Origin of the sequence: Moritella sp. F3 (assembly GCF_015082335.1) — a bacterium.
Lineage (GTDB): Bacteria > Pseudomonadota > Gammaproteobacteria > Enterobacterales > Moritellaceae > Moritella.
The window spans coordinates 165925-187613 of the sequence record NZ_BLRL01000002.1 but is presented as its reverse complement, the minus strand read 5'-3'; the positions used below and the strand labels follow the sequence as shown (position 1 = coordinate 187613).

Below are 21689 nucleotides of genomic sequence, written 5' to 3'. Positions count from 1 at the left end.
TCATTTAAAAAAATTATCAAGCAGGGCGATGCCCCCCACTCATTAACCTACAAGCAATGTCACACGTTACCGTTAAAGTAGCGTACTCATTACTGCTGCAATCAGACCGTAGATAATCATCGGAATAACTGTACGTTTAATGATGTAACCTTCTTTGTTCGAGATACCCAAGATAGTCGATACTGCGATGATATTGTTAATACAGACCATGTTACCCATCGCACCACCAACAGATTGTAGGGCTAGAATAGTTGTTTCTGGTAAACCAACGGTTGTTGCAATCGTTTGTTGAATGCCACCAAATGTGAGGTTTGATACCGTCGCTGAACCTGAGAAGAATGCACCTAACGCGCCAAGGTAAGCGGAAGCAAACTGCCAGTTAGTACCCATCAAATCAGAGAACGCCATACCGATGATTAGGATAGGGGAGTTTTCACCGCCAGCCATCATCAGCTTAACCATAATCAATGCGCCAATCAGGGTAATGAAAGGCATTTTAATACGGCTACCCGTTTCGCTAAACACTTGCTTAACCATGCTGCTTTTAAGCTTAAACAATGGGATAGAAATAAGTACCACTAATAAGAAAGGAACAAGTGCTGGTACATAAAGCGCTTTATAAGCCCAAGCTACGTTAGTACCAAGGATGTTGCTTAACTTGAAGATTAACGCTTGGCTAACACTAAAGTCGCCAAAGCTACCAAACGATACCGAGAATGCTTCAGTCGCATCAGTCAGCATTGATTTAATACCAAGCTGTTTAATACGCGTCACAATTAAGATAACGATTAACAGAATTGTCGGCGTCATGGCTTTGAATATCTGGCCACGGCTGATCACTGTTTTCGCTGTATTGTTATCGTCAGCACTTGCGGCTACTTTACCTAGACCAACGTTTAACTTGGCTAAACCAATCGAGATAGTCATACCAATCGCGCCGCCTACTAGCGCTGGGAATTCATAGTTCCATTGTGCGAACAAGAAATACGGGATAGTACAAGACAATGTACTTAATAGAATGAAGAAGTAGTTACGGCGGATTTCAGCCCATGATGTGACAAAACGCAGTGCTAATACAGGAATAACAAACGCGGCGACAAAGTGGATCATCGCTGTTTGCTGGCCAATTTCAAGCAGTGCTGAATCAGTTAAACCTAAGTTTGAAAAACCAAACCAGGTTGGCGTACCCACTGCACCAAACGATACTGGTACCGAGTTCATCACGAGCGCTAACATAGCAACTTGTAATGGTGGGAAGCCTAAGCCAACTAAGATAGGTGCGGCAATCGCTGCGGGTGTACCAAAGCCTGAAGCACCTTCAATCATAAAGGCAAACGCCCAACCAATGATCATTAACTGAGCAACTTTATTACGGCTGATGCCTTCTAACCAGCGACTGATAGTATTTTCAGCGCCTGATAAACACATCATGCGGTTCATCAAAATTGCCCCGGCAATAATCGATATTGGGGTAATAGCTGACAAACTGCCGGCAATCACGTTTGCCCAAATAAGTGTCAGGTCAGTTTGGAAGTAAAAAATCTGCAGTGTTGCCACAAACAAAGCTGTTACTGGTAGTGCAATGTACGAAGGTACACCATTCTTTTTTGTCATCATCCATATAAGGACGAGAATTGGCATCATAGCCAAGATTAGGGATGTCATTGCTACCCACTCCATGTGTGCTCAAACTATCAATCTATCGGATTACCTAAATAGCGATGCATGAGTCTATTTATAATATTGTATAAATGTATTGTTGATAAAGTACAGTTAACTAAAATCCTGTGTTTATCGAATACCCGTGTCTTGTGGGGGATGGATTGTAAGAGCTTGAGCCACAAACTCCACCCCTCTTTTGAGGTATGTAATTAGGCGTATAGGCGACAAATGTGACATAAACAATGACGTGTAAAAAAGTGTAAATCATCAAATGATATATAATCAATGACTTAGCTTTATCACTATAATGTTCAATAAATGATTGTAGCGGTATTAGAAACAGTGATTGTCATAATACACGGTAATAAAATGGTGCGGCATTATCGATAAATTAAGCGGTTCATGGATTTGATACAATTAAGTAAATAACTTTGATGAAATTCAACTACAAAAAATAGAGTTTATCTATTTATAAGTAATAATACGTTATTTTCTTACGATATCATTGCCTGCTTAAATCCCTTGTCCTATCTATTGCTAAGCACTTTCTTTAAGTACTCGGTTTAGCATTCTGTTGAACATTATTTTTAGTATGGTATTAAGCTCAATAACTGCTGACTAATTGCACTAAACCAAAAATAGCGACATTACTATTAATGTCGAACTTCATTGTTTCCATATTTGATCTAATGACACCTCACTTTCTAGCTATATAAAAATATAACCCATTGTTTTAAATTAAATTGTTATTTCTAACAAAAAGTTAAGATCACACCGCATAGCCAATTGACATATTTATGGGTGCTAATCACGTTCGTTTTTTACCATGCTTACTTATATCATGCCCAAAAAAATAAGCTCGGTGAGCAAGGTGAGATGATGAAAGTTAATTTTTTTGTAACCTGTCTATGTGACGTCGTTAAATCGAACGTAGCTAAAAAAACAGTGCTATTACTAGAACAGTTAGGCTGCGAAGTAATATTCCCGAAAGAGCAAGGCTGCTGTGGTCAACCGTCATTAAATAGCGGGTATATCGAATCAAGCAAGCCAGCGATGAAATCACTAATCCGTGCTTTTGAAGGTAATGACTATCCAATCGTAACGCCAGCGGGTTCATGTGCGGCAGCGGTAAAGAAATACCCAGAGTATTTGGCTGATGAGCCAGAATGGGTTGCGCGTGCGCAAGCGGTATCGGATCGTTTGTTCGAGTTAACCCAGTTTATTGTTAACGAGCTGAATATAGAAAATGTTGGCGCTAAATTACCAGGCCGCGGTGTCTACCACCCTTCTTGCAGTCTTATCCGTAAATTAGGTGTGCGTGAGGAGCCACTTAAATTATTGAGTAATGTAGAAGGGCTAGAATTAGTCGGTATTAAAAATCAAGAAACCTGCTGTGGCTTTGGCGGTACCTTCTCAATCAAAATGGCCGAAATATCTGGCGAAATGGTAAAAGAAAAAGCAGCCAATATTACTGCTGTCACACCTGATTATTTAATTGGTGCAGATGTGAGTTGTCTAATGAACATCGCCGGACGTTTATCGCGTGAAGGTAAAACAGTCAAAGTGCTACATATTGTTGATGTGCTAATGAGCAATGTTGTTGATAGCCTTACCGTGGAGGTTAACTAATATGTCGATGAAAACCAGTGATGTGATCTTTAAACAGCGTATTAAAGATCAAATGCAAGATAGCTTTATGCGTAAATCAGTGGCGAATGCCCAAGAGCGTATGTTCACTAATCGTCAATTAGCGGCCGACAAACTCGGTAACTGGGACGAGTGGCGTGAAAATGGCATGGAGATCCGTAACCATGTATTAGACAACCTTGATTATTACTTACATCAGTTAAGTGAAAACGTGCAAAAGACGGGCGGTCATGTTTTCTTTGCCGAAACTGCGCAACAAGCGACAGACTATATTGAAAATATCATCAAAGAAAAAGACGCTAAAAAAGTCGTTAAATCTAAATCCATGGTAACCGAAGAGATCGGTTTGAACGCCGTTATTCAACGTAACAACTGCGAAGTGATTGAAACCGATTTAGGTGAGTACATTTTACAAGTTGATGATTGTGATCCGCCGTCACATATCGTGGTGCCTGCGCTGCACAAAAACCGTGAACAGATCCGTGATGTATTCGAAGATAAGATTGGTTATAAAGGTAGCTCTGATCCGGAAGAAATGACGCGCTTTGTCCGTGAACACATTCGTCATGATTTTATCGAAGCAGATATTGGTATTACCGGCTGTAACTTTGCGGTTGCCGAGTCAGGTTCAATTAGCTTAGTGACCAATGAAGGTAATGCACGATTAGCGACTTCATTGCCAAAAACGCATATCGCCGTAATGGGGATGGAGCGTATTGTTCCGACATTTGAAGAGCTCGATATTATGGTCAGTTTGTTGTGTCGTAGTGCGGTTGGCTTGCCATTAACAGGCTATGTCACCGCAATTACCGGTCCACGTGAAGCCAATGATATGGATGGCGCTGAAGAGTTTCATTTAGTGATCTTAGATAACGGTCGTTCAGACATTCTAGCCTCAGAATTTAAAGACATCTTACGTTGTATCCGTTGCGCAGCCTGCGTGAATACGTGTCCTGCTTATCGCCATATTGGGGGCCAGTCTTACGGTTCTATCTACTCCGGTCCAATTGGAGCGGTATTGTCACCACTGCTGGGTGGTTATGATGACTTCCAGGATTTACCGTATGCCTGTTCGTTATGCCAAGGGTGTAATGATGTCTGTCCGGTTAAGATCCCACTATCAGATTTAATTTTAAAACACCGTGAAAAAATGGTGATTAAAAAGATCACACCTTTGGCGGAACGTATGACGGTATCGGCATTTAACTATCTTAATTCAAGCCCTAAGTTGTGGAACATGGCGATGAAGGTGGGCGGTAAAGTTGCGCCGAAAGTGATTAAAGATGGCAAGTTACCGATTAATGTTGGCGCAGTTGCTGAATGGACTGAAGCCCGTGACCTACCGCAACCTGATGGCGAGTCATTCCGCAGTTGGTTTGCTAATCGTGATGCTGCTACTTCTGTTTCAGACACAGTTACAGGTATCGTTAACCCTAACTCTAACAAGGTTGAGAAATAATCATGCAAGGTAAGATACATAATCGCGATAGTTTTTTGGGTTCATTGGCATCTAAACTGGGTCGTGAACTTAATACGCAAGGCGTTATTCGTCCGCCATTACCGCATAACCCGCACCATGATGTGATGGCGGGGTTTAGCCAACAGCAACTTGCTGATGCATTTTTAGAGTTTACTAAAACCAATTTAAACTCGTTAGGCGTGAGCTGTAATAAAGCTGAATTACATGAAACCTTAATTAGTATCTGTACTGGCTTCCGCGCTGGTAAAATTGTCGTCTCAGGTGATAACCGCCTAGTTGAACTCGGCGTTGCTAATAGCTTGAAATTGCAGTTTGATGATGTCTATACTTGGGATGTTGACCAGGCTCAAGCTGTTAATATTAAACAAGCAGAGCAAGCTAAAGTCGGTATTGTCTTCGCTGAGCAAGCGTTAGCAGAGTCGGGCACCATGGTATTGCATAGCGCTGCATCGCATGGCCGCTCGATCAGTCTATTACCTGAAACATCGATATTCTTGGTACCACAAAGCCAAATTGTACCGCGTATTACCCAGGCTGCTAAAGTGCTGCATGATAAAGCCCAAACAGGTGAGCGTTTACCGTCTTGTGTTAACTTTATCTCAGGCCCTAGCTCAACAGCTGATATCGAGTTAATCAAGGTGGTGGGTGTGCATGGTCCGATTCATGCCGCATATGTTGTGATTGCTGATATGTAACCCACTCAGTAATAAGTAGTAAATTGACGAGGTTGTGTTAGGTGTGAATGCTGCATTGCGATCTAGCCTCGTTATATTTGATAAATTCAGTATATAATTAAACAATACCCCCCAAAAAAATTAACCGAGAACTGCATGCCGCAAATTGATGATTTAGTGTTATTTACCCAAGTGATAGAACAAGGTTCGTTTAGCAAAGTTGCACAGGCGAACAAAGTCACTAAGTCCGTGGTGAGTAAACGTATCAGCCGGTTAGAAGAAGACTTAGGTGTGCAGCTCATCTTTCGGACTACCCGTAAACTGACATTAACTGAAGCCGGTGAAATGTTGTTCTATCGGGCTAAAGGCATTGCACAAACGGCCAAAAATGCCTTTGATACCGTGACCAGTTACAGCGAAACCTTAGCTGGCCATATAAAAATGTCAGTACCCACTATCTCGGGTGAGCTTTTATTAGCGAGGGCGGTGTCTGAGTTTTGTGAAAAGCATCCGGGGCTGACCGTCGACATGTCGATGAATAATGACTTCGTCGATTTGGTTGCCGATGGTTATGATTTGGTGATCCGTACTGGTCATTTAGAAGATTCAAGTTTGATTGCTCGTCATATCTTTAACTCGCGTTGGATGATTTGTGCGAGCCCTGAATACTTAGCTCAACAAGGCGAACCACAGTTCCCTGAGCAACTCGCACCATACAATTGCCTCGGTTATACTTGCCAAACCAGCGGCGCATTCAATTGGTTATTTACCCATGATGACGCGCCTTACAATGTCAAAGTATCGGGTAACTTTAGTTCCAATAATGCGGTGGCGTTAAAACAAGCTGCATTAGCAGGGAAGGGCTTAGCCTATCTGCCAAAGTGCCTGGTTTATAATGAACTAGATAGCGGCAAGCTGGTGGAAGTGTTATCACAACAAACAGCGAAGGTGATCGGTATTTATGCTGTGTATCCGTACACCCGGAAACCAGCGAAAAAAGTGCAGCTGTTGATTGAGCATATCCGTACTTGTTATTTGGAAATGAAAGAAAACTTTTAACTGCTGCTTCACTTTAATCACTGCTGATGTAAATGACTTATCACTTATGAATGGCTCATCACGCGTTATTTTTTCATTAATGTAGCGCGATGTTTTAACTCCAGCCTGTTAAGTGGTTATTGATTTCACTTTTAGATTAAAAAGTAGGTGATTATATTAATAATTGTATTACAATCCAGTTCCTTTTTTTGTAATGCGAACCCTTCATGATTGATTTCTCTATTTTACCCGTCTATTTAACTGCTGTTGTAGCGTTATTACTTATTCCAGGCCCTGATATGTTGTTGATTGCCAGCTCAAGCTTAAGTTATGGCCGCAAGGTAGGATTATTTGCCAGCTTAGGTAACGCAACATCAGGTATTATCTTGACGTTATTAGCGGCGATGGGTGTTTCTGCGATGATCGCCATGAGCCCGATAGCCCTTAAAGCGCTGCATTTCTTGGGTGGTTTGTATTTATTAAAAATGGGTTGGGATTGTTTACGCACTAGTTCGGTTGTGGCACCAGAAGTAAATCAAACCAGTAAAATGGCGCGTTCATTGTATCGTAAAGCGGTATTCAGCAATCTATTAAATCCAAAAGCATTGTTATTCTTTGTTCTGTTTTTACCGCAGTTTGTGTCATCAAATATCGAGACGTCATCTGGCGAGCAGATGTTAGCGCTAGGCTTACTACTTAATATACTAGGCTTATTGTTTAACTTATTGCTAGTGGTTACTGTAGGCACATTAGGTAAATCATTATTAACCAACGAACGCTTTCATATCTATCAGCATAAGATTATGGGCTCAGTGTTTGTATTACTTGGCGCATGGTTATTATTCTCGCAAGTACCAACTGCGGTCGTTTAGCGCCCTCATATAAATAGCGATTTACCAAAAAGCAGTTAAAAACACTGCTTAGATTGCAAGGATGCAGTCAGTTCATTCGTCAAATAAGCCCCAAAGTAATATTTTCAGTTATTCACTTCTTTTTACTAATCAGACTACGTGATTTACATCACATTAGGTGATATACTCCGCCAACTTAAAATTCAGTAATCTATATTTTAGTCCATTTTCTGGACAGGAGCGTTCCCTATCATTAGCACAGCAAATATTACAATGCAGTTCGGTGCCAAGCCACTTTTTGAAAATATCTCAGTAAAATTTGGTGGCGGTAACCGTTACGGTTTAATCGGTGCTAACGGTTGTGGTAAATCAACATTCATGAAAATCCTAGGTGGCGATTTAGATCAAAGCTCTGGTAATGTGAAACTTGATGAGAACGAACGCCTTGGTAAATTACGTCAGGATCAATTCGCATTCGAAACTAACACGGTAATTGATACTGTGATCATGGGCCACGCAGAAATGTGGACTGTGAAAGAAGAACGCGACGCAATTTATGCTAACCCAGATATGTCTGAAGCAGATGGTATGCGTGTTGGCGATCTAGAAAGTGAATTTGCAGAGATGGACGGCTACACAGCTGAATCTCGTGCGGGTGAACTATTAATCGGTGTTGGTATCCCAGTAGAACTACATTATGGCCTAATGAGCGAAGTTGCTCCAGGTTGGAAACTGCGTGTACTACTAGCACAAGCACTATTCTCTGATCCAGATATCTTACTACTTGACGAACCAACGAATAACTTGGATATCGCAACGATTGACTGGTTAGAAGAAACACTAAACGCACGTCAAAGCACAATGGTAATCATTTCGCATGACCGTCATTTCTTAAACAGTGTTTGTACTCACATGGCTGACCTAGATTTCGGTGAACTACGCGTTTACCCTGGTAACTATGATGACTACATGTTTGCTGCTGCACTAGCACGTGAACAACTACTAACAAGCAACTCGAAAAAAGAAGCGCAAATTACGGAGCTTAAAGCATTCGTTGCGCGTTTCTCTGCAAACGCATCAAAAGCAAAACAAGCATCATCACGTGCTAAACGTCTTGATAAAATTGAGCTTGATGAAGTTAAAGTATCTAGCCGTCAAACGCCATTTATTCGTTTCGAGCAAGAAAAACAGCTTTACCGTAATGCACTAGAAATTCAAGGTTTAACAAAAGGCTTTGATGAAGGTCCGTTATTCTCTAACTTCAAGAGTATGGTTGAAGTTGGTGAACGTATCGCAATTATCGGTACCAATGGTGTTGGTAAAACGACATTAATGCGTATGTTAGCAGACGAACTTACTCCAGATGCGGGTGAGTACAAATGGTCTGAAAACGTAAACATCGCTTATTATGCTCAGGATCACGAATCATACTTCGAAGAAGATCTAACGCTAATGGAGTGGATGAACCAGTGGAAAGAAAAAGGCGATGACGATCAAACTGTTCGTGGTTTCCTAGGTCGTTTACTATTCTCTAATGATGACATTAGCAAGAAAGTAAGTGTGTTATCTGGTGGTGAAAAAGGTCGTATGCTTTACGGTAAATTGATGATGCAACGTCCTAATGTATTGTTAATGGATGAACCAACAAACCACATGGATATGGAATCAATCGAAGCATTGAACATGTCTCTTGAGAAATATGAAGGTACATTACTGTTCATCTCTCATGACCGTGAGTTCGTATCTACAGTTGCGACTCGTATCTGGGATATCACGCCAAACGGTATCGTTGATTTTGACGGTACTTATGAAGAATACCTCGCAAGCAAATAATAAGCATTAGCCGAGTAATCGGTGCTTGTTTTCAGTGAGTGAATGACTGAGTAAAAATAGAAGGGCCATCATATAATGTGATGGCCCTTTTTTGTGCCTGGCTATATATTAGTTATAAGGCGAATTAATTTGAGTTTTAATATGACGATTTTGTTGTACAAATATCCTGATGTGATCGTAAGTTAAATTGAACATAAACGCATAAATAGTAATAAAAATGGTAACGCCGAGATCCATGACAAAGGCTTGCCAAAGACTCACTTCTAAAAGATAAGCCATGACGGGAATGGTGAAAAACAACAAGCCAGCCTCAAATAAAATAACGTGCACTATGCGCAGTGAAAATGAGCGTTTATCTCTGTCTCCCTTAGCAAAGCGGTCAAAGAACCAATTGAAGCAATAGTTCCATATCATCGCGATGGTTGCGATAACGAGCATTGTTCCTGATAGTGAGTTAATATCGTGATCTGTAAATACAGCCAAACCTGTGATTGATAGGATCAAAGCCAATACTTCAAATAACGCGGCATGAAAAACTCTTTCTAACGTACTCATAAATCTCTCCAATAAAACATTGTTAACACATAATTAAGTGGCAATTATGGCAGGGGAAATGAATAGATAAAGTTAACAGCTATCACGAATCGTGATAGCCTAAGTCAAATATCTTCAGTCATCGAGTTGCTATGTATAGCTTTGAGCAGTTAAAGGTTTTTGTTACTGTATGTGAAAGTGGATCCTTTTCGGCAGCGGCACGTAAATTGAAACGTGCACAGTCAGGCGTAAGCCAAGCGATTTCAAATCTAGAAATCGCAATCAATCAGCCACTATTTAATCGTGAAAAAAATACGCCGGCGTTAACTGAAAACGGCAAAGCACTACTACCGATTGCTAAATCATTACTGCATCAACAGAAATACTTTGATCAGAAGGTCGAGGCTTTGGCCAAAGAGTATGAGCATGAGCTGGTGATTGCGATCGATGAGAGTTTAATTAGTGATGATTTTTTACAAATACTGGCACCGCTAGCAAACCAGTTTCCGATCACTAATTTTGAAATAATCACCGCTTCAACGTTTGATATTGAAGAATTAGTTCGCTCTGGACAAGTCCAACTTGGGATCGTTTACGCTGATGGCGAATTGAAAGTGGATATGGATTTCTTTCTTCTTGGTCAAGCTCGCTTTCTCACAATCTCATCGCCCGAGCATGAGTTAACTCGACTATCTATAGTTCAAGATGCTGATTTAAAAAGATACCGTCAATGTGTGCATCGCAGTGCCAAACAGAAAGAACTTTGGTTTAGCTACGGCATTAGTGCCATGACTTGGTATGCTAATACGCATCAAATACTTGTAGGACTCGTACAGCAAGGCATTGGCTGGGCTAATGTCCCAGAACTGCGAGTAAAAGAGAGTATTAACCAAGGTAAAATAATCTCTTTACCTGTTGCTCACGAATATCATGGCTGGTTAACTTCTGTTGGCTGCTTAGTCTCTCGAAGTCATGCTGGAGGACCTGTATTAGAAAGCTTGATTGAGTTGTTACAGCGTTATCGTTTTATTGATGAACGCTGGGAATTAAGAGATAAATGAGAACGTGTTGTAGCGTTAGTTGCCGTTACTCATCATCAAACTGCGTTATCGTTCACGCTTGATTCTGATTTGTACGTCACGGGTACAAAACGGCTTAGTATTAAAGATAAGCAAGCAATAGCGGCACCTGCGTAAAACACTAACGACGGATCATATAACCAGATCAAGCCGAAGATAACCGGAATAACCACAGCAGCAATATGATTAATCGAGAAACTTACGCCCATGCTGCCGGCAATATCTTTCGGGTCGGCAATCTTTTGGAAGTAGGTTTTAAGCGCAATAGCCATGGCAAAGAACAGGTGGTCAACGACATACAGTACTGCTGCCCACTCGGCTGACTCCACTAAGGCATAACCAACAAAGACACAGATAAGACCTGTGTATTCAATGGTTAACGCGCGCCGCTCACCGACACGGCCAATCCAAGCGCCAATTTTAGGCCCTAAATACAGATTGATGACATGGTTAAGCATGAATAAGGTCGTTATCTCTGCAACGCCGTAACCAAACTTCTCCACCATTAAGAAGCCGGCGAATACGACAAAGATTTGACGACGCGCACCAGACAAAAATGTCAGTAAATAATACAAGCTATAGCGCTTACGTAAAATCAGTTTTTTGTGTTGTACTTCGACATGGCTGACTTCTGGTTTATGTGTCGCTAACCATGCTGTGATCGCTAAACCGAGTAGACCACAGATCATGTAAACAGTAATGTAATCGGCTTCAAACACCGTAAATGCGAGCCAGATACCCGCAAAGGTAAAGAGGGCGGCAAAAGATTTAATCGCGAGCAGACGGCCTAGCTGTGCAGGTGCTTCGGCTTTACTAAACCATTGCAGGCTTAACGATTGGTTGATGGTTTCGTAATAATGAAAACCCACAGACATCAGCACCGTCGTGGCATACAAGCCATACACCGACGGGAAAAATCCGGTTATGGCTACACCAATACAGAGTAACGATAAGGCGATAATTGCAAATACCTGCTCGGTTAATATCAGTAATACAAACGCGGCAGTGAAAGCCAGTAACCCGGGTATTTCTCGAATTGATTGTAGCGTGCCTATTTCGGCGCCAGTAAACGCGGCATTCTCGATCGCAAAGTTGTTTACAATAATTAACTGATAAAATAAATCTTCACAAATAACTTTATAACATGAGAATATACCTGTACTGTTTAAATATACAGTTATATACGTGAGATTACTATGTCAGTTGAATCAAATACAAATAAGGCGCTTAATCGATTTGAGGTGGAGATCTCAATAATACCTAATTATACGTACCAGAAACCTCTCGTTTATATTGATGATAATGGTGAGCCTCAAGTTAAATATCGAGACAATGGTAAGCGTACCACTATCAAGAAGCTCTCTTTACTCTATGTCGCTGAGTATGACGATACTAATAAGTTAATCAGCTACACCTCATTGGATGAGGTGAATGAATTTTTAATGGCTAAAACTATTGATGATGGTGTACTTGAGTTGGCAACCGATGCTCAAGGTCTCGCTCACTATTTCACCTTTATTTTAGACAAGCAAGCAGCTTGGGACGCAGAATATGATGAAGCTGATTTTGACCCACTATACGATGCCCCTCGCCCCGCTTGGAACTACTTTCCACGTAATAAATTCGATAAGTTAACTTATCAGTATCGTGACGGTATGAAACAGTTAGCGACTGATGGCGTATTAGCAAAAACAACTGTTCGTCAATACATGAGCAGTGTTGTTGGTTTCTATAAACATTTATTAAGACAAGGTATTCGCTTTAACAATCCTCCATTCCAGTTTGAAATCATATCAATTCATTTTGAAGGTTCAGCTTCTAGCATGAAGGCTTATCACTCTAAGCAAGTTCATACCACTGATATGCGGATTAAGTTTGCCAAACCTTCTCGCAGTGGTGGTACAAAGCTCAGTCATCTTCGTCGTGACCTTAAGCCTTTTATGGATGGTGAATGGAAAATTTTACAAAATATTTTGATGAAATCGCGCAGGGTTATCCGTCACGGCGACGATAATAAATTGCACTCTCTTCCTATTGAGTTTTGCTTGCATCCGATGATATGCCGCAATACGGGCTTACGCCGAGAGGAGGCGGCTAGTCTCCATTTAGGGCAAGTTGTCAAACCTGAAACTCAGATTGTAGACGGCAAAGAGGTCTTTAAAAAGCTAGTTCTAGATTTGGGTGTCGGTGATAAGTATGGCTCTCTTACTAAAACAGCTCAGGGGAATGCTGAAAAAAATAAAAGTCGAGTTACCATTATTCCAGCCTTAATGATGCAAATGCTTTATGAGTACACACAGTCGGATAGATATAAAAAACGTTTAAAGAAATTCAAAGCGTGGTGCAAGGAACAAGCAGAACAAGATCATACTCATTGGTTTGAAGGTGATGATGCGATCAATCCAAACCTTGATTATTTATTTATCACTCAGTCGGGAAAACCGATGTTTACACGGCTGCAAGACTTTACTAGCCGTTGGGTTGAGGTGCGTAATACGGCAAATTTTTCAAAAGGATTAGAGCACCCTATCGCTGGTTCTCTTCATAATCTCAGATCTACATTTGCGGTAAATATTTTCCGTCATTTGCTCAATAAAAAGGATGAACACGGTAATCCCGTTATTACACCTGATGATGCGCTCGATAGAGTCTCAGCATTGCTTGGACATGAAAATATTAGTACGACGATGCTATATTTGAAAATTGCTCAAGATATCCCGTCTGCTGATGAAATTTACGAAGATGTGCTTGATTATATTGGTGCATTTGATTCATTGGAGGATTTGAAATGAGCCAAGATGAAGATAAGCGTATTGGTAAAAAAGGTCGGAAGCGCACTAAGGTCTCCATAGAGAAAAAAGCTACCTCTCCAAAGGTGCTGCATATTGAAAATATGGTGCTAAATGATGGCAAAGGATTGAATGTATATTTCAAGCGTTTGCGCTATTTTAATGTACCTACAGTTAAACAAATCGCCACTCAAGCTCAAACGCTTGCCAATCGAGATATCGTTGTTAGAGCCATTTATGAAGCTGTGCAGACGTTAGGTAACTCTAAAACAATGAATAGTATATTTAATGGGCTTGTTAGCTATTTTAGATATATCGATAACATTCAGTTTCAAGGTGACATTTTTGATAATAATGTTATGAAAGGCTGCATTCGACACTATAACTCACAGAAAGAAAAAGGTCAGGAGATATCAAGATCACAATTTATTCGGAGAACTTTAACTTACCTACTCCGTCAATGGGGCAGAGACGCTGATGGCTATGCCTTGCCATCAGTAAAGGTAGCTAGCCCATTAACTGGACAAGCTTTCCACGTTGAGAATGAATTAAAGCACATTTCAACTGTTTTGATAAAAGGCGCGGTCGCTTTTAAAGAGGCCATTGAAAAAGGTGAGTTTCTTGATACTCACCCTTTTTATGATGAGGTCGCTTTTGCTGAAGTTGTTAAAGGCAAGGGGTGGTCAAATCTTAAGATAGCATCGGCGAGATCAGGTTTCAAAAGCTGCATGAAATCCCGGTTTGAAAAAAAAGCACAAATACCGTCTGAGAAGTTAAATAAGATAGTGTTTTTTAATCATGCCTCCCGAAATTGGTTCTTTGTTTTTTCCATGCTAACAGGAATGAATAAAACTCCTCTCGCCTCTGTTACTTTTGCCGATGTGAAATTTAAAGACATTGGTAGTGGTCGATATGTTTTTGATTCTGTAAAACACAGAGCTAATGATAAAGAAATAGATAATAAAGCAGGTTTCAGTAAGCGCACCAAAGCACTAATTAGTGCTTGGGTTAAAACATCAAAGATAATGTATCAAGAACTTGGTATTGCTTATTCAAAAACACATCCACTCTGCCCCTATTTTGATACTAAAGGCAATGTGTTTACGGTGGATTATTGCGGGAGTAGTCTTGCAAGCCTCAATAAGCAGCTTGTAAAAGTAACGGGAGTGAAGGTTAATACAATGCGTTTTAGAGCTACAAAATCAGATACCTTGATGCGAGTCACCGAAGATATCTTTTTGGTGTCTGAGGGGCTTAATAATACCGTTAATTTGGTTGCTAAATCTTATTCAAGCGGCGTTCAGTCTGACCATGACAGCAATCTTAATGCTACATTTTCTGCTCAAATGTCGGTAGCTAAAGGCGAAACGATTACTAAAGCAGTTGAAAATGCAAAGGTCATGCACAGCGATATTCTAAGTGATTACGACTATAAACAGCGTCTACAAGGGGCTCGTGGCGACAATAGACCGCTCATGAAAACCCCCTGTGGTGTTCGATGTCAAGGTGCGACACCTGAAAAGCTGGATGCGGAAGCAAGGCGTATGAAGCAACTAGGTATCGACTTCTCAAAAGATACTGGGCGCTGTATTGACTTCATGGGTTGTTTTGATTGCCCCAGTCACAAATTGGTCGCGTCAGAAAATGATATTTGGCTAATGCTTTCATTTTCAGAAGGGATTAGTGATTTAAAAAATATGGTAGCAGGTAATTCAGCACCCAAAGATGAATATTTCATGGTAGAAACCACGCTCCAAAAAGTGCTTATCCGCCTAAATAAGAAAGCACCTAAAAACTATGCGTCAGCAAAAATTAAAGTCGATAGTGGTGAGTTTCACCCACTATATCAAGATGTAGCGATTGTAGATCAATTCTTTAAGGAGTAAACCATGTCTAAAATACTGATGCAACTCAATCAAGACCTTGCTGAAAATCCATATGTGACATTTAACTCAGACGATCAAGGTGTATCCCGTGTATTTGATTTAACATGGGATTTTCACGCAAAAAAACAGAATACAACCGAAATCAATTTTGGCCATATTGATGATAAACACCGCCAAAACATCCAATCTTACTTGTATGCACTGGTAGAGTGGCAAAAAGAGCATTCATCAAGTGGCGAGCATTGCGCCGTAGGGACATTACTTGAGCATAGAAAAAGTCTTACTGTAATCGCAACACGTTGGGGTAACAGTGATTTCAGCTTATTATCTAATGAACGAGAATGGAAAAAATGTTCAAAAAAACTGGAAGGGTATGGGGCTGAAAATACATGTAATAATCTTGCTAGGAGTGTTAATATATTGAATAAGATAGAATTAATAAGCCGGTATGTCTCTCAAGAAGATAGTGTAAAATGGATTAAAAATGGCGCAGGAGATGGTCAAGCTATCGCTTTACCTGAAGCAATTTACGCTAGCATCCTTAAGCAAACTATCGAATTTGTAGAAACTTTTTATCCTTATCGTCATCAAATCTCAGATATCATGGTAAAAGTCTACGCTTATCAAGATGACATGCTCCAAGTTGAATTAGACACTCTCAGTCTCAACCATATAGATGAGATGACAGTAAATCAACGTGCCTGCTTTACACGGAGAACAAACCGTGACATCTACCGTTGGGCAGCGGTACGCGAACTTCAAAAGGCTCTTCCTTGCTTTAAGGTGAACAGGCAAGGACATTGGTTAGTCGCTTTACTTAAAAAATGTTTTATGTGTGTTGGCTTATTTTCTGCTGCAAGGCAGAATGAGCTAATGACCATGAACAAGGATAGTTATAGCGTTACTCAGTCAGGAGTGTCCAAGGTATCAGGGTTCACCACAAAGAAAGAACATGGTAATAAAATCTATACCACTTGGAATACTGCTCCGATAAGTAAAATGGCATTGGGGCTAGCTTATGATGCTACAAAGGCTACTCGCCAATACGCTTTAAATAAAGTAGAGCAAGGCTTTCAATCGGGTCAATTAACAAAAGATAAATACGACTTTAAAGTTCAAGAGCTTAGCAGTTCTTTCATTGCCGCTGATATTCCATTTTCCTCATCTGAATTACAGGCTAAAAAAAACTTCAAGCTTAGTTCAATTCACGAATTGAACCTTAAAGAATTTAATATTATTGCCACCGAAGAAGATGTTGCGCAATTTGACTTATTAAACCCAAGTAGAGCTGGTGATTTAAAGGTTGGTAGTGGGCTACCAAAATTATCCCCACATGATTTAAGACGCAGCTTTGTTGTTTTTATGGTGCAGAATCGGCTTGGTAATTATTTGACGGTTAAATATCAACTCAAACATGGCAACGTCAATATGTCTAAGTGGTATGCAAACTACTCTGAACTCAATCGCACCCGAGATTTGCTTATGGATAAAGAGTTAATGGGTATGTTTGATGAACTTATCCACGAGTCGGTTGTAGATGCATTTGATGATATTTATAACGAGTCTGAGACACTTAGTGGTAAAGAGGGGGAGCGTATTAGTAAGGAAAAGCAAGAGTGCTTAAGACATGGTGAGCAAGTTTTGATGACTCGAAGTGAGCTTGAAGCGTTAGTTAAATCAGGAGATAAATCCATAGTGAGACTGCCAACAGGTGGTTATTGCACCAACCGTAATTGTGAGCGGTTGTGTTCACTGATGGATATCGTAGAAGCGCCGTGCGAGCACAAGGTTATCACCGACAAAGCTGCTAAAAGATTATCCAAAGAAAGGGATAAACTCATCGCATCATTTAAAGTTGTCAACGATATGGGTGATTATACAGATGAACTGATTTTAGATGCAAAAAAGGTGAAGATTCAAAGCATTGAACCCACTCTTAATGCTCATAAAATTCCTTATGAAAAGTTTAATGATGCAATTAAGGTGTACGGTCATGAAAATAGAATTTAAAGCAACGTGTAAGGCTGAAGGGCTTTTAGTGAATGCGTTTCAACGCTTGCTCGATGGCAAGCCTCTCAGTGTTAAACCGACAGGTAAACTTACGTTAAATCGCATCAACCGAGAGGCGCAGCTCGGCAATAGCTATATTCATAAATTTAAAGAGCTTGTTGAGTATGCTAAACCTATTATCGATGAATATAACTTAAATCGAGTCAAGGCGATGACAACAGGTTTGAATATTGAAATCGACACACCTCTTTCGGAAATTGATAAGCTAAAAAGTGAATTAAGGAAGAGTATTGCCCTAAAAGATAAATATCGTATAGATAAAGAAAATGCGATTAAAGCGAGAAAAGATTTAGAAGCGGAAAACTCTAGATTGTTATTTCGTGTATTTGAATTGCAGCAAGAGTTGCAAGAAACAAATAATACTGTTGTAGTGGCAAAGTAATACTGACCAGTATTTTAGATTTACTCTTGTGAAATTAGTGTCAGAAGACAAAATAGTTTGATCGTTTTTAATGAATTAAAGCCTTTATTTAGTCACACGGCTTAGAACGAACCCCCTAAGCTATTGAATTAGTCAGTTCGTCAAAGATGACTAAAGAAGAGGCTTCTAGAGCGGTTGGGGTCGGGGTAGCTACACTGTATCGTTACATTAAGGAGTCTAAGCAGGTTAGCTAGATGGTACGTACATCACGTCTATAAGATTCCCTGTTGAGGGCAATTCAGAGTTACCTAAATTAGTCATTCGTTTAAAGCAACGCACAAAACTAAGTGTGAAACTAAGTAAAATTATCTGTCTCAGCTTAATTTATTCACAGGTCTACAATTTATCACGTAATAGGTCATAAATTGTCGACCTACATGACTAAGAAACACTGTTATCTAACTGGCATTTGGACAGGAATGGCTTAGAACTTATGCTTCAATAAGGACCTTTCGCATTACTGAAAGTAAAGCGAAGTTGGGATTAACGCCGTGCTCACCGGCAAATTGGGAATGGGCGAAGCGAGTAATTTGTCCGAGTGCAGTAACTTGTTATGTCTTATTACAACTTGGATACTTACCATGCGCAAGGCAATACGATAAGATAACCTTACGCTCTGCAAATTTAGCTAATGCCTTTTTCTGTGCCGAATTTCCTTCTGGAGAATATATCGACAAGTACAAGTCGTGAGGGATTTCATCAACAGGGATTTTATCCAAATATTTGGATGAAAAAGTCCAGCCACCACTATGTCCATTTTTTCTCTTAAAGGCTGAATTAGAAAATGCCTTTAATCTTATTTTTAGTTTCTGCGTTGTTTCACCAACATAAATTATATTATTATCAATAAAATCTACTTTTTCACTTGGTTTAATTTCAAATTTACCAATAATGTAGGTGCCTTGCTGTTCAATTCCATCTTTAGCTTCAAAGTCTTTAAAGTTAAACCATTCTGAAAAAACAATATCTAGCATCGAAAGAATTCCTTTTTAAACAGATTGTTATATGCGTTTTTTATATTCAACTATATCAGCAACAAACAAGTTATTTTCATTATTATTCATATCTGTTCTTTCACTAAAAAAACCTTTTATGACTCTAAACATACCACTTGGAGAAACAACATCATTTTCCTGAGGCAACCAGTTTGACATGAGTATGAGAGTCTCTTGCATTATAACTGATACGAATTCTGCTACTTCTGGTTTTAAAACATAACGATTTAAAAGTAACTCACGAGTGTCCTTTTCAAAATACCCACTATCGTAAACAACAAACCTTGAGTCATGGATTGTAGACTTCATTAGTAATAGCTTATCGTCATTAGCCGGATTTAGTGTCTTCCCATCCACAACTTTAAATTCAATTCCTTTCTCTGCACATGCCTTAAAGTTTTCTTGGTTTTTATATATCAATTCAAGCTTCGTTAAGTTGTTTGATATTTTTAATAACCCTATGGAATCTAGATGGGATGAAAATTTTAAGAAAATACTATCTTTACCTATTTCATTAAATAAGCTTCTTACTTCCGATGAGGATTTAAATATTTGAAAACCCAAATAACTTTGATTTGCTACATGGTTTTTGATTTCACCTTTTTTTAATTTTGCTATACCCATAATATTTTCAATTGTATTCGTATCAAGGTTGTAGCCATAAACTATCTTTTTCACGAAGTACAAATAGCTAAATATGCTAGATGATATTTGTTGTCTAATATGTTGATGGATATATCGAAGTTCTTTTTTTAGGATAAACTGCCTAACGAAATCGTAGAAGAAGTAAGCGATAAAAAAGAATACTCCATTAGCTCCGACTGACAAAAGAACATTCTTAAAATCACCTTCAGGAATAAAAATAGTTGAAATAAAAAACAGTAAAGTAACTGTTCCTAAAGATAGGTATGGCAACACTCTATTTTCTAAATTCATCAACTCTACCTATGGATGCGCACGAGCATATAACGCTGCATTAAGGTGTGAGCAACGCTACTACCAAGCCGAAACCATCGCACCGTAAATACAAAAATCAACGCAGAGACAAAAATGCCAAGCGTTGGGAATCACTCTTAAATGCTTTGTTATTTGCGACTATTTATGCACTATATTTAATTTTTTTAAGTTCTTCGTACATACTTTCCACTGTATTACATGAACAGTACGGTTCCGAAACGAGAAGCTTGGTGATTACATTTCGTATGTAAGATACAAATATTGCATAACTTTCTTCTGACACATCCTTACTACCCGCATGAACAATACCTGAACGAATGGAATATAGCTTTTTAATATGCTTCTCAATTTCAAGCCTGCTACTTAAATCGGAGCCCAATAGTAACGCCGTACTTTCAGATATTTGACTTAAAATTGAAGGGGAGACTATCGACTTTTCGCTGTAAGTAAATATCGACTCCAATGCAATAGATGCTTCAATGAAAGCTGCTTGTATAGCATCCTCTTGCAGTGAGCGTCCTAGCCATTCAATTGCAGTAGCTAACCTTTGCTCTAGCTTTGATTGTCTTTTGTCAATTAGCTGCCAGACCTTATCATACCCGACCTCGCTATTTGAAAAATAATTGTTGTCGAGTGGAATAGGCTCTACATAACCATATCTACTGCTTTCTACATTCAGCTGACCATCACTAGATGAGATATATGCTTTCCGTACTTTAGAACCAGAAAAATGTAAAATCCCGACTTCAAACTTTCGATTTGATGTGCCAATGATATACCTTAAAAATAGGGTAAACTTTTGAAATGCTTCATCTGCAATTTCTTTAGCACGATCTCGGTCTCTCGCGTTTACATTATATTTGATAAGATATTCTGGTTCTTTTCCAAAAAACATAAAGTCATGGTCGCTTTCTTTGAAGTCATGTTCTTTTGCTAACGAAATATGAGATATTTCAAAGTTACCAAAGGTAAGCTTTTGATTTTGATTCATCGCAATGCCAAAAATTTCTCTGTAAACAGAGAAGTCAACCAACGGTGTAGCCTTAAGATCTCGAAATAAAGCCTTAACCTTTTCATCAGTGATTTTTTCATCAGCGAACTTAGCTTCACCAATTGTAGCAATTAGTTTTTTTACAAATACTTTATGTGAAAAAGAATTAAATATATCTTTTTCTTCCTCGTAAAGTGAGTTCACTAACTCTTCAAATTCAAGCAGGTTATTGTGTCCAACAACATTTAACCTTTTATTAGGTAGCCCAAAAGACTTAAAGGGTTGCTCATTTATCTGCAAATTCAAACTTCCGGCCTCAATAAGGTCGCTAATTTTTAATACTTTATCTAATTTATTCATCATTATCCCTGTCAAGCACATCACATTTATATAGTAGGACGTCTCGAATCCCCAAATCCATTCACCATGATAAAGAGCAATTAACCCATTGAAAAAATATTTGTATTAAAAATTTTTTAATTACCTGTTCCTGACAAATCGAGCCGTCTTAAAATTATTTACTTAGTCTTGTAAGTTACAAGAAGTACTCTCTATGCCACTGATTGTATTGCCATTGATTATCGCTGACAAGATAAATCTGATTGTCTTTTGGCAATTCGAGACCACTTACCTAAAGGCTAATGATATTGTATAAAACAATCTCATTTAATTGTTTTCATTAAACATGAGTATTGCAAATAAGAGGGTTATTTTTTCATAAAAATATATGGAAAATAGATATGGATATATTGCGGTTGAGTAACAGATCTAACACGAAAAGG

Annotated in this window: 16 protein-coding genes and 1 pseudogene; 11 read left to right on the top strand and 6 right to left on the bottom strand. The window is 39.3% G+C overall.

Annotation, left to right across the window (positions count from 1 at the left end; genetic code table 11):
• Positions 1 to 72: 72 nt before the first annotated feature.
• Positions 73 to 1665, bottom strand: a complete 1593-nt coding sequence (locus JFU56_RS03970) for an L-lactate permease (protein WP_198435993.1) — start codon at positions 1663 to 1665, stop codon at positions 73 to 75.
• A gap of 876 nt (positions 1666 to 2541) precedes the next feature.
• Between JFU56_RS03970 and JFU56_RS03965 the strand changes: the two genes are divergently transcribed.
• The 6 genes from JFU56_RS03965 (at position 2542) to JFU56_RS03940 (ending at position 9185) form a co-directional block, all read left to right on the top strand.
• On the top strand, positions 2542 to 3291 hold the full coding sequence (locus JFU56_RS03965; protein ID WP_198435992.1) for a (Fe-S)-binding protein: 750 nt from the start codon (positions 2542 to 2544) through the stop codon (positions 3289 to 3291).
• Position 3292: 1 nt separating this feature from the next.
• Positions 3293 to 4768 (top strand): LutB/LldF family L-lactate oxidation iron-sulfur protein, encoded by a 1476-nt coding sequence (locus JFU56_RS03960; protein WP_198435991.1) that lies wholly within the window; start codon positions 3293 to 3295, stop codon positions 4766 to 4768.
• A gap of 2 nt (positions 4769 to 4770) precedes the next feature.
• Positions 4771 to 5484, top strand: a complete 714-nt coding sequence (locus JFU56_RS03955; RefSeq protein ID WP_198435990.1) for a lactate utilization protein C — start codon at positions 4771 to 4773, stop codon at positions 5482 to 5484.
• A 135-nt stretch (positions 5485 to 5619) separates the two neighbouring features.
• The gene (locus tag JFU56_RS03950) at positions 5620 to 6522 is read left to right on the top strand and encodes a LysR family transcriptional regulator (protein ID WP_198435989.1); all 903 of its coding nucleotides are present in this window, start codon (positions 5620 to 5622) and stop codon (positions 6520 to 6522) included.
• Positions 6523 to 6728: 206 nt separating this feature from the next.
• On the top strand, positions 6729 to 7373 hold the full coding sequence (locus JFU56_RS03945) for a LysE family translocator (protein WP_198435988.1): 645 nt from the start codon (positions 6729 to 6731) through the stop codon (positions 7371 to 7373).
• Positions 7374 to 7601: 228 nt separating this feature from the next.
• Positions 7602 to 9185, top strand: a complete 1584-nt coding sequence (locus tag JFU56_RS03940; protein ID WP_198436408.1) for an ABC-F family ATPase — start codon at positions 7602 to 7604, stop codon at positions 9183 to 9185.
• 108 nt (positions 9186 to 9293) lie between these two features.
• Here JFU56_RS03940 and JFU56_RS03935 read toward each other — a convergent pair whose 3' ends face one another.
• The gene (locus JFU56_RS03935) at positions 9294 to 9740 is read right to left on the bottom strand and encodes a PACE efflux transporter (protein WP_198435987.1); all 447 of its coding nucleotides are present in this window, start codon (positions 9738 to 9740) and stop codon (positions 9294 to 9296) included.
• A gap of 131 nt (positions 9741 to 9871) precedes the next feature.
• Between JFU56_RS03935 and JFU56_RS03930 the strand changes: the two genes are divergently transcribed.
• Positions 9872 to 10780 (top strand): LysR family transcriptional regulator, encoded by a 909-nt coding sequence (locus tag JFU56_RS03930; RefSeq protein WP_198435986.1) that lies wholly within the window; start codon positions 9872 to 9874, stop codon positions 10778 to 10780.
• A gap of 35 nt (positions 10781 to 10815) precedes the next feature.
• Here the strand turns inward: JFU56_RS03930 and JFU56_RS03925 are convergent.
• Positions 10816 to 11901: pseudogene (locus tag JFU56_RS03925) on the bottom strand (MFS transporter); the annotation flags it as partial.
• Positions 11902 to 11994: 93 nt separating this feature from the next.
• Between JFU56_RS03925 and JFU56_RS03920 the strand changes: the two are divergent.
• Genes JFU56_RS03920 through JFU56_RS03905 form a run of 4 tightly spaced genes read left to right on the top strand, consistent with a single transcriptional unit; the run spans position 11995 to position 17925 of the window.
• Entirely contained in the window at positions 11995 to 13590 is a 1596-nt protein-coding gene (locus tag JFU56_RS03920; RefSeq protein ID WP_198435985.1) for a site-specific integrase, read from the top strand.
• A complete protein-coding gene (locus tag JFU56_RS03915) occupies positions 13587 to 15473 on the top strand; it encodes a hypothetical protein (protein WP_198435984.1) in 1887 nt (628 codons plus the stop codon). The genes JFU56_RS03920 and JFU56_RS03915 overlap by 4 nt, the downstream gene beginning before the upstream one ends.
• 3 nt (positions 15474 to 15476) lie before the next feature.
• Entirely contained in the window at positions 15477 to 17483 is a 2007-nt protein-coding gene (locus tag JFU56_RS03910) for a hypothetical protein (protein WP_198435983.1), read from the top strand.
• Positions 17467 to 17925 carry a hypothetical protein gene (locus JFU56_RS03905; protein ID WP_198435982.1) on the top strand — a complete coding sequence of 153 codons (459 nt, stop codon included), beginning with the start codon at positions 17467 to 17469 and terminating at the stop codon, positions 17923 to 17925. Before JFU56_RS03910 ends, JFU56_RS03905 begins: the two co-directional genes overlap by 17 nt.
• A 590-nt stretch (positions 17926 to 18515) precedes the next feature.
• Here JFU56_RS03905 and JFU56_RS03900 read toward each other — a convergent pair.
• The 3 genes from JFU56_RS03900 to JFU56_RS03890 all read right to left on the bottom strand — a co-directional run bounded on the left by JFU56_RS03900 (position 18516) and on the right by JFU56_RS03890 (position 21267).
• Positions 18516 to 18938: a hypothetical protein gene (locus tag JFU56_RS03900; protein WP_198435981.1), complete on the bottom strand. Its 423-nt coding sequence runs from the start codon at positions 18936 to 18938 to the stop codon at positions 18516 to 18518.
• 27 nt (positions 18939 to 18965) lie between these two features.
• The gene (locus JFU56_RS03895; RefSeq protein WP_198435980.1) at positions 18966 to 19895 is read right to left on the bottom strand and encodes a hypothetical protein; all 930 of its coding nucleotides are present in this window, start codon (positions 19893 to 19895) and stop codon (positions 18966 to 18968) included.
• 163 nt (positions 19896 to 20058) lie between these two features.
• Positions 20059 to 21267 carry a HEPN domain-containing protein gene (locus JFU56_RS03890; RefSeq protein ID WP_198435979.1) on the bottom strand — a complete coding sequence of 403 codons (1209 nt, stop codon included), beginning with the start codon at positions 21265 to 21267 and terminating at the stop codon, positions 20059 to 20061.
• Positions 21268 to 21689 lie beyond the last annotated feature (422 nt).

Coding starts and splice junctions, on each gene's coding strand:
- JFU56_RS03970 (WP_198435993.1), bottom strand. CDS start 1,665: ATGACATCCCTAATCTTGGCTATGATGCCAATTCTCGTCCTTATATGG.
- JFU56_RS03965 (WP_198435992.1), top strand. CDS start 2,542: ATGAAAGTTAATTTTTTTGTAACCTGTCTATGTGACGTCGTTAAATCG.
- JFU56_RS03960 (WP_198435991.1), top strand. CDS start 3,293: ATGTCGATGAAAACCAGTGATGTGATCTTTAAACAGCGTATTAAAGAT.
- JFU56_RS03955 (WP_198435990.1), top strand. CDS start 4,771: ATGCAAGGTAAGATACATAATCGCGATAGTTTTTTGGGTTCATTGGCA.
- JFU56_RS03950 (WP_198435989.1), top strand. CDS start 5,620: ATGCCGCAAATTGATGATTTAGTGTTATTTACCCAAGTGATAGAACAA.
- JFU56_RS03945 (WP_198435988.1), top strand. CDS start 6,729: ATGATTGATTTCTCTATTTTACCCGTCTATTTAACTGCTGTTGTAGCG.
- JFU56_RS03935 (WP_198435987.1), bottom strand. CDS start 9,740: ATGAGTACGTTAGAAAGAGTTTTTCATGCCGCGTTATTTGAAGTATTG.
- JFU56_RS03930 (WP_198435986.1), top strand. CDS start 9,872: ATGTATAGCTTTGAGCAGTTAAAGGTTTTTGTTACTGTATGTGAAAGT.
- JFU56_RS03920 (WP_198435985.1), top strand. CDS start 11,995: ATGTCAGTTGAATCAAATACAAATAAGGCGCTTAATCGATTTGAGGTG.
- JFU56_RS03915 (WP_198435984.1), top strand. CDS start 13,587: ATGAGCCAAGATGAAGATAAGCGTATTGGTAAAAAAGGTCGGAAGCGC.
- JFU56_RS03910 (WP_198435983.1), top strand. CDS start 15,477: ATGTCTAAAATACTGATGCAACTCAATCAAGACCTTGCTGAAAATCCA.
- JFU56_RS03905 (WP_198435982.1), top strand. CDS start 17,467: ATGAAAATAGAATTTAAAGCAACGTGTAAGGCTGAAGGGCTTTTAGTG.
- JFU56_RS03900 (WP_198435981.1), bottom strand. CDS start 18,938: ATGCTAGATATTGTTTTTTCAGAATGGTTTAACTTTAAAGACTTTGAA.
- JFU56_RS03895 (WP_198435980.1), bottom strand. CDS start 19,895: ATGAATTTAGAAAATAGAGTGTTGCCATACCTATCTTTAGGAACAGTT.
- JFU56_RS03890 (WP_198435979.1), bottom strand. CDS start 21,267: ATGAATAAATTAGATAAAGTATTAAAAATTAGCGACCTTATTGAGGCC.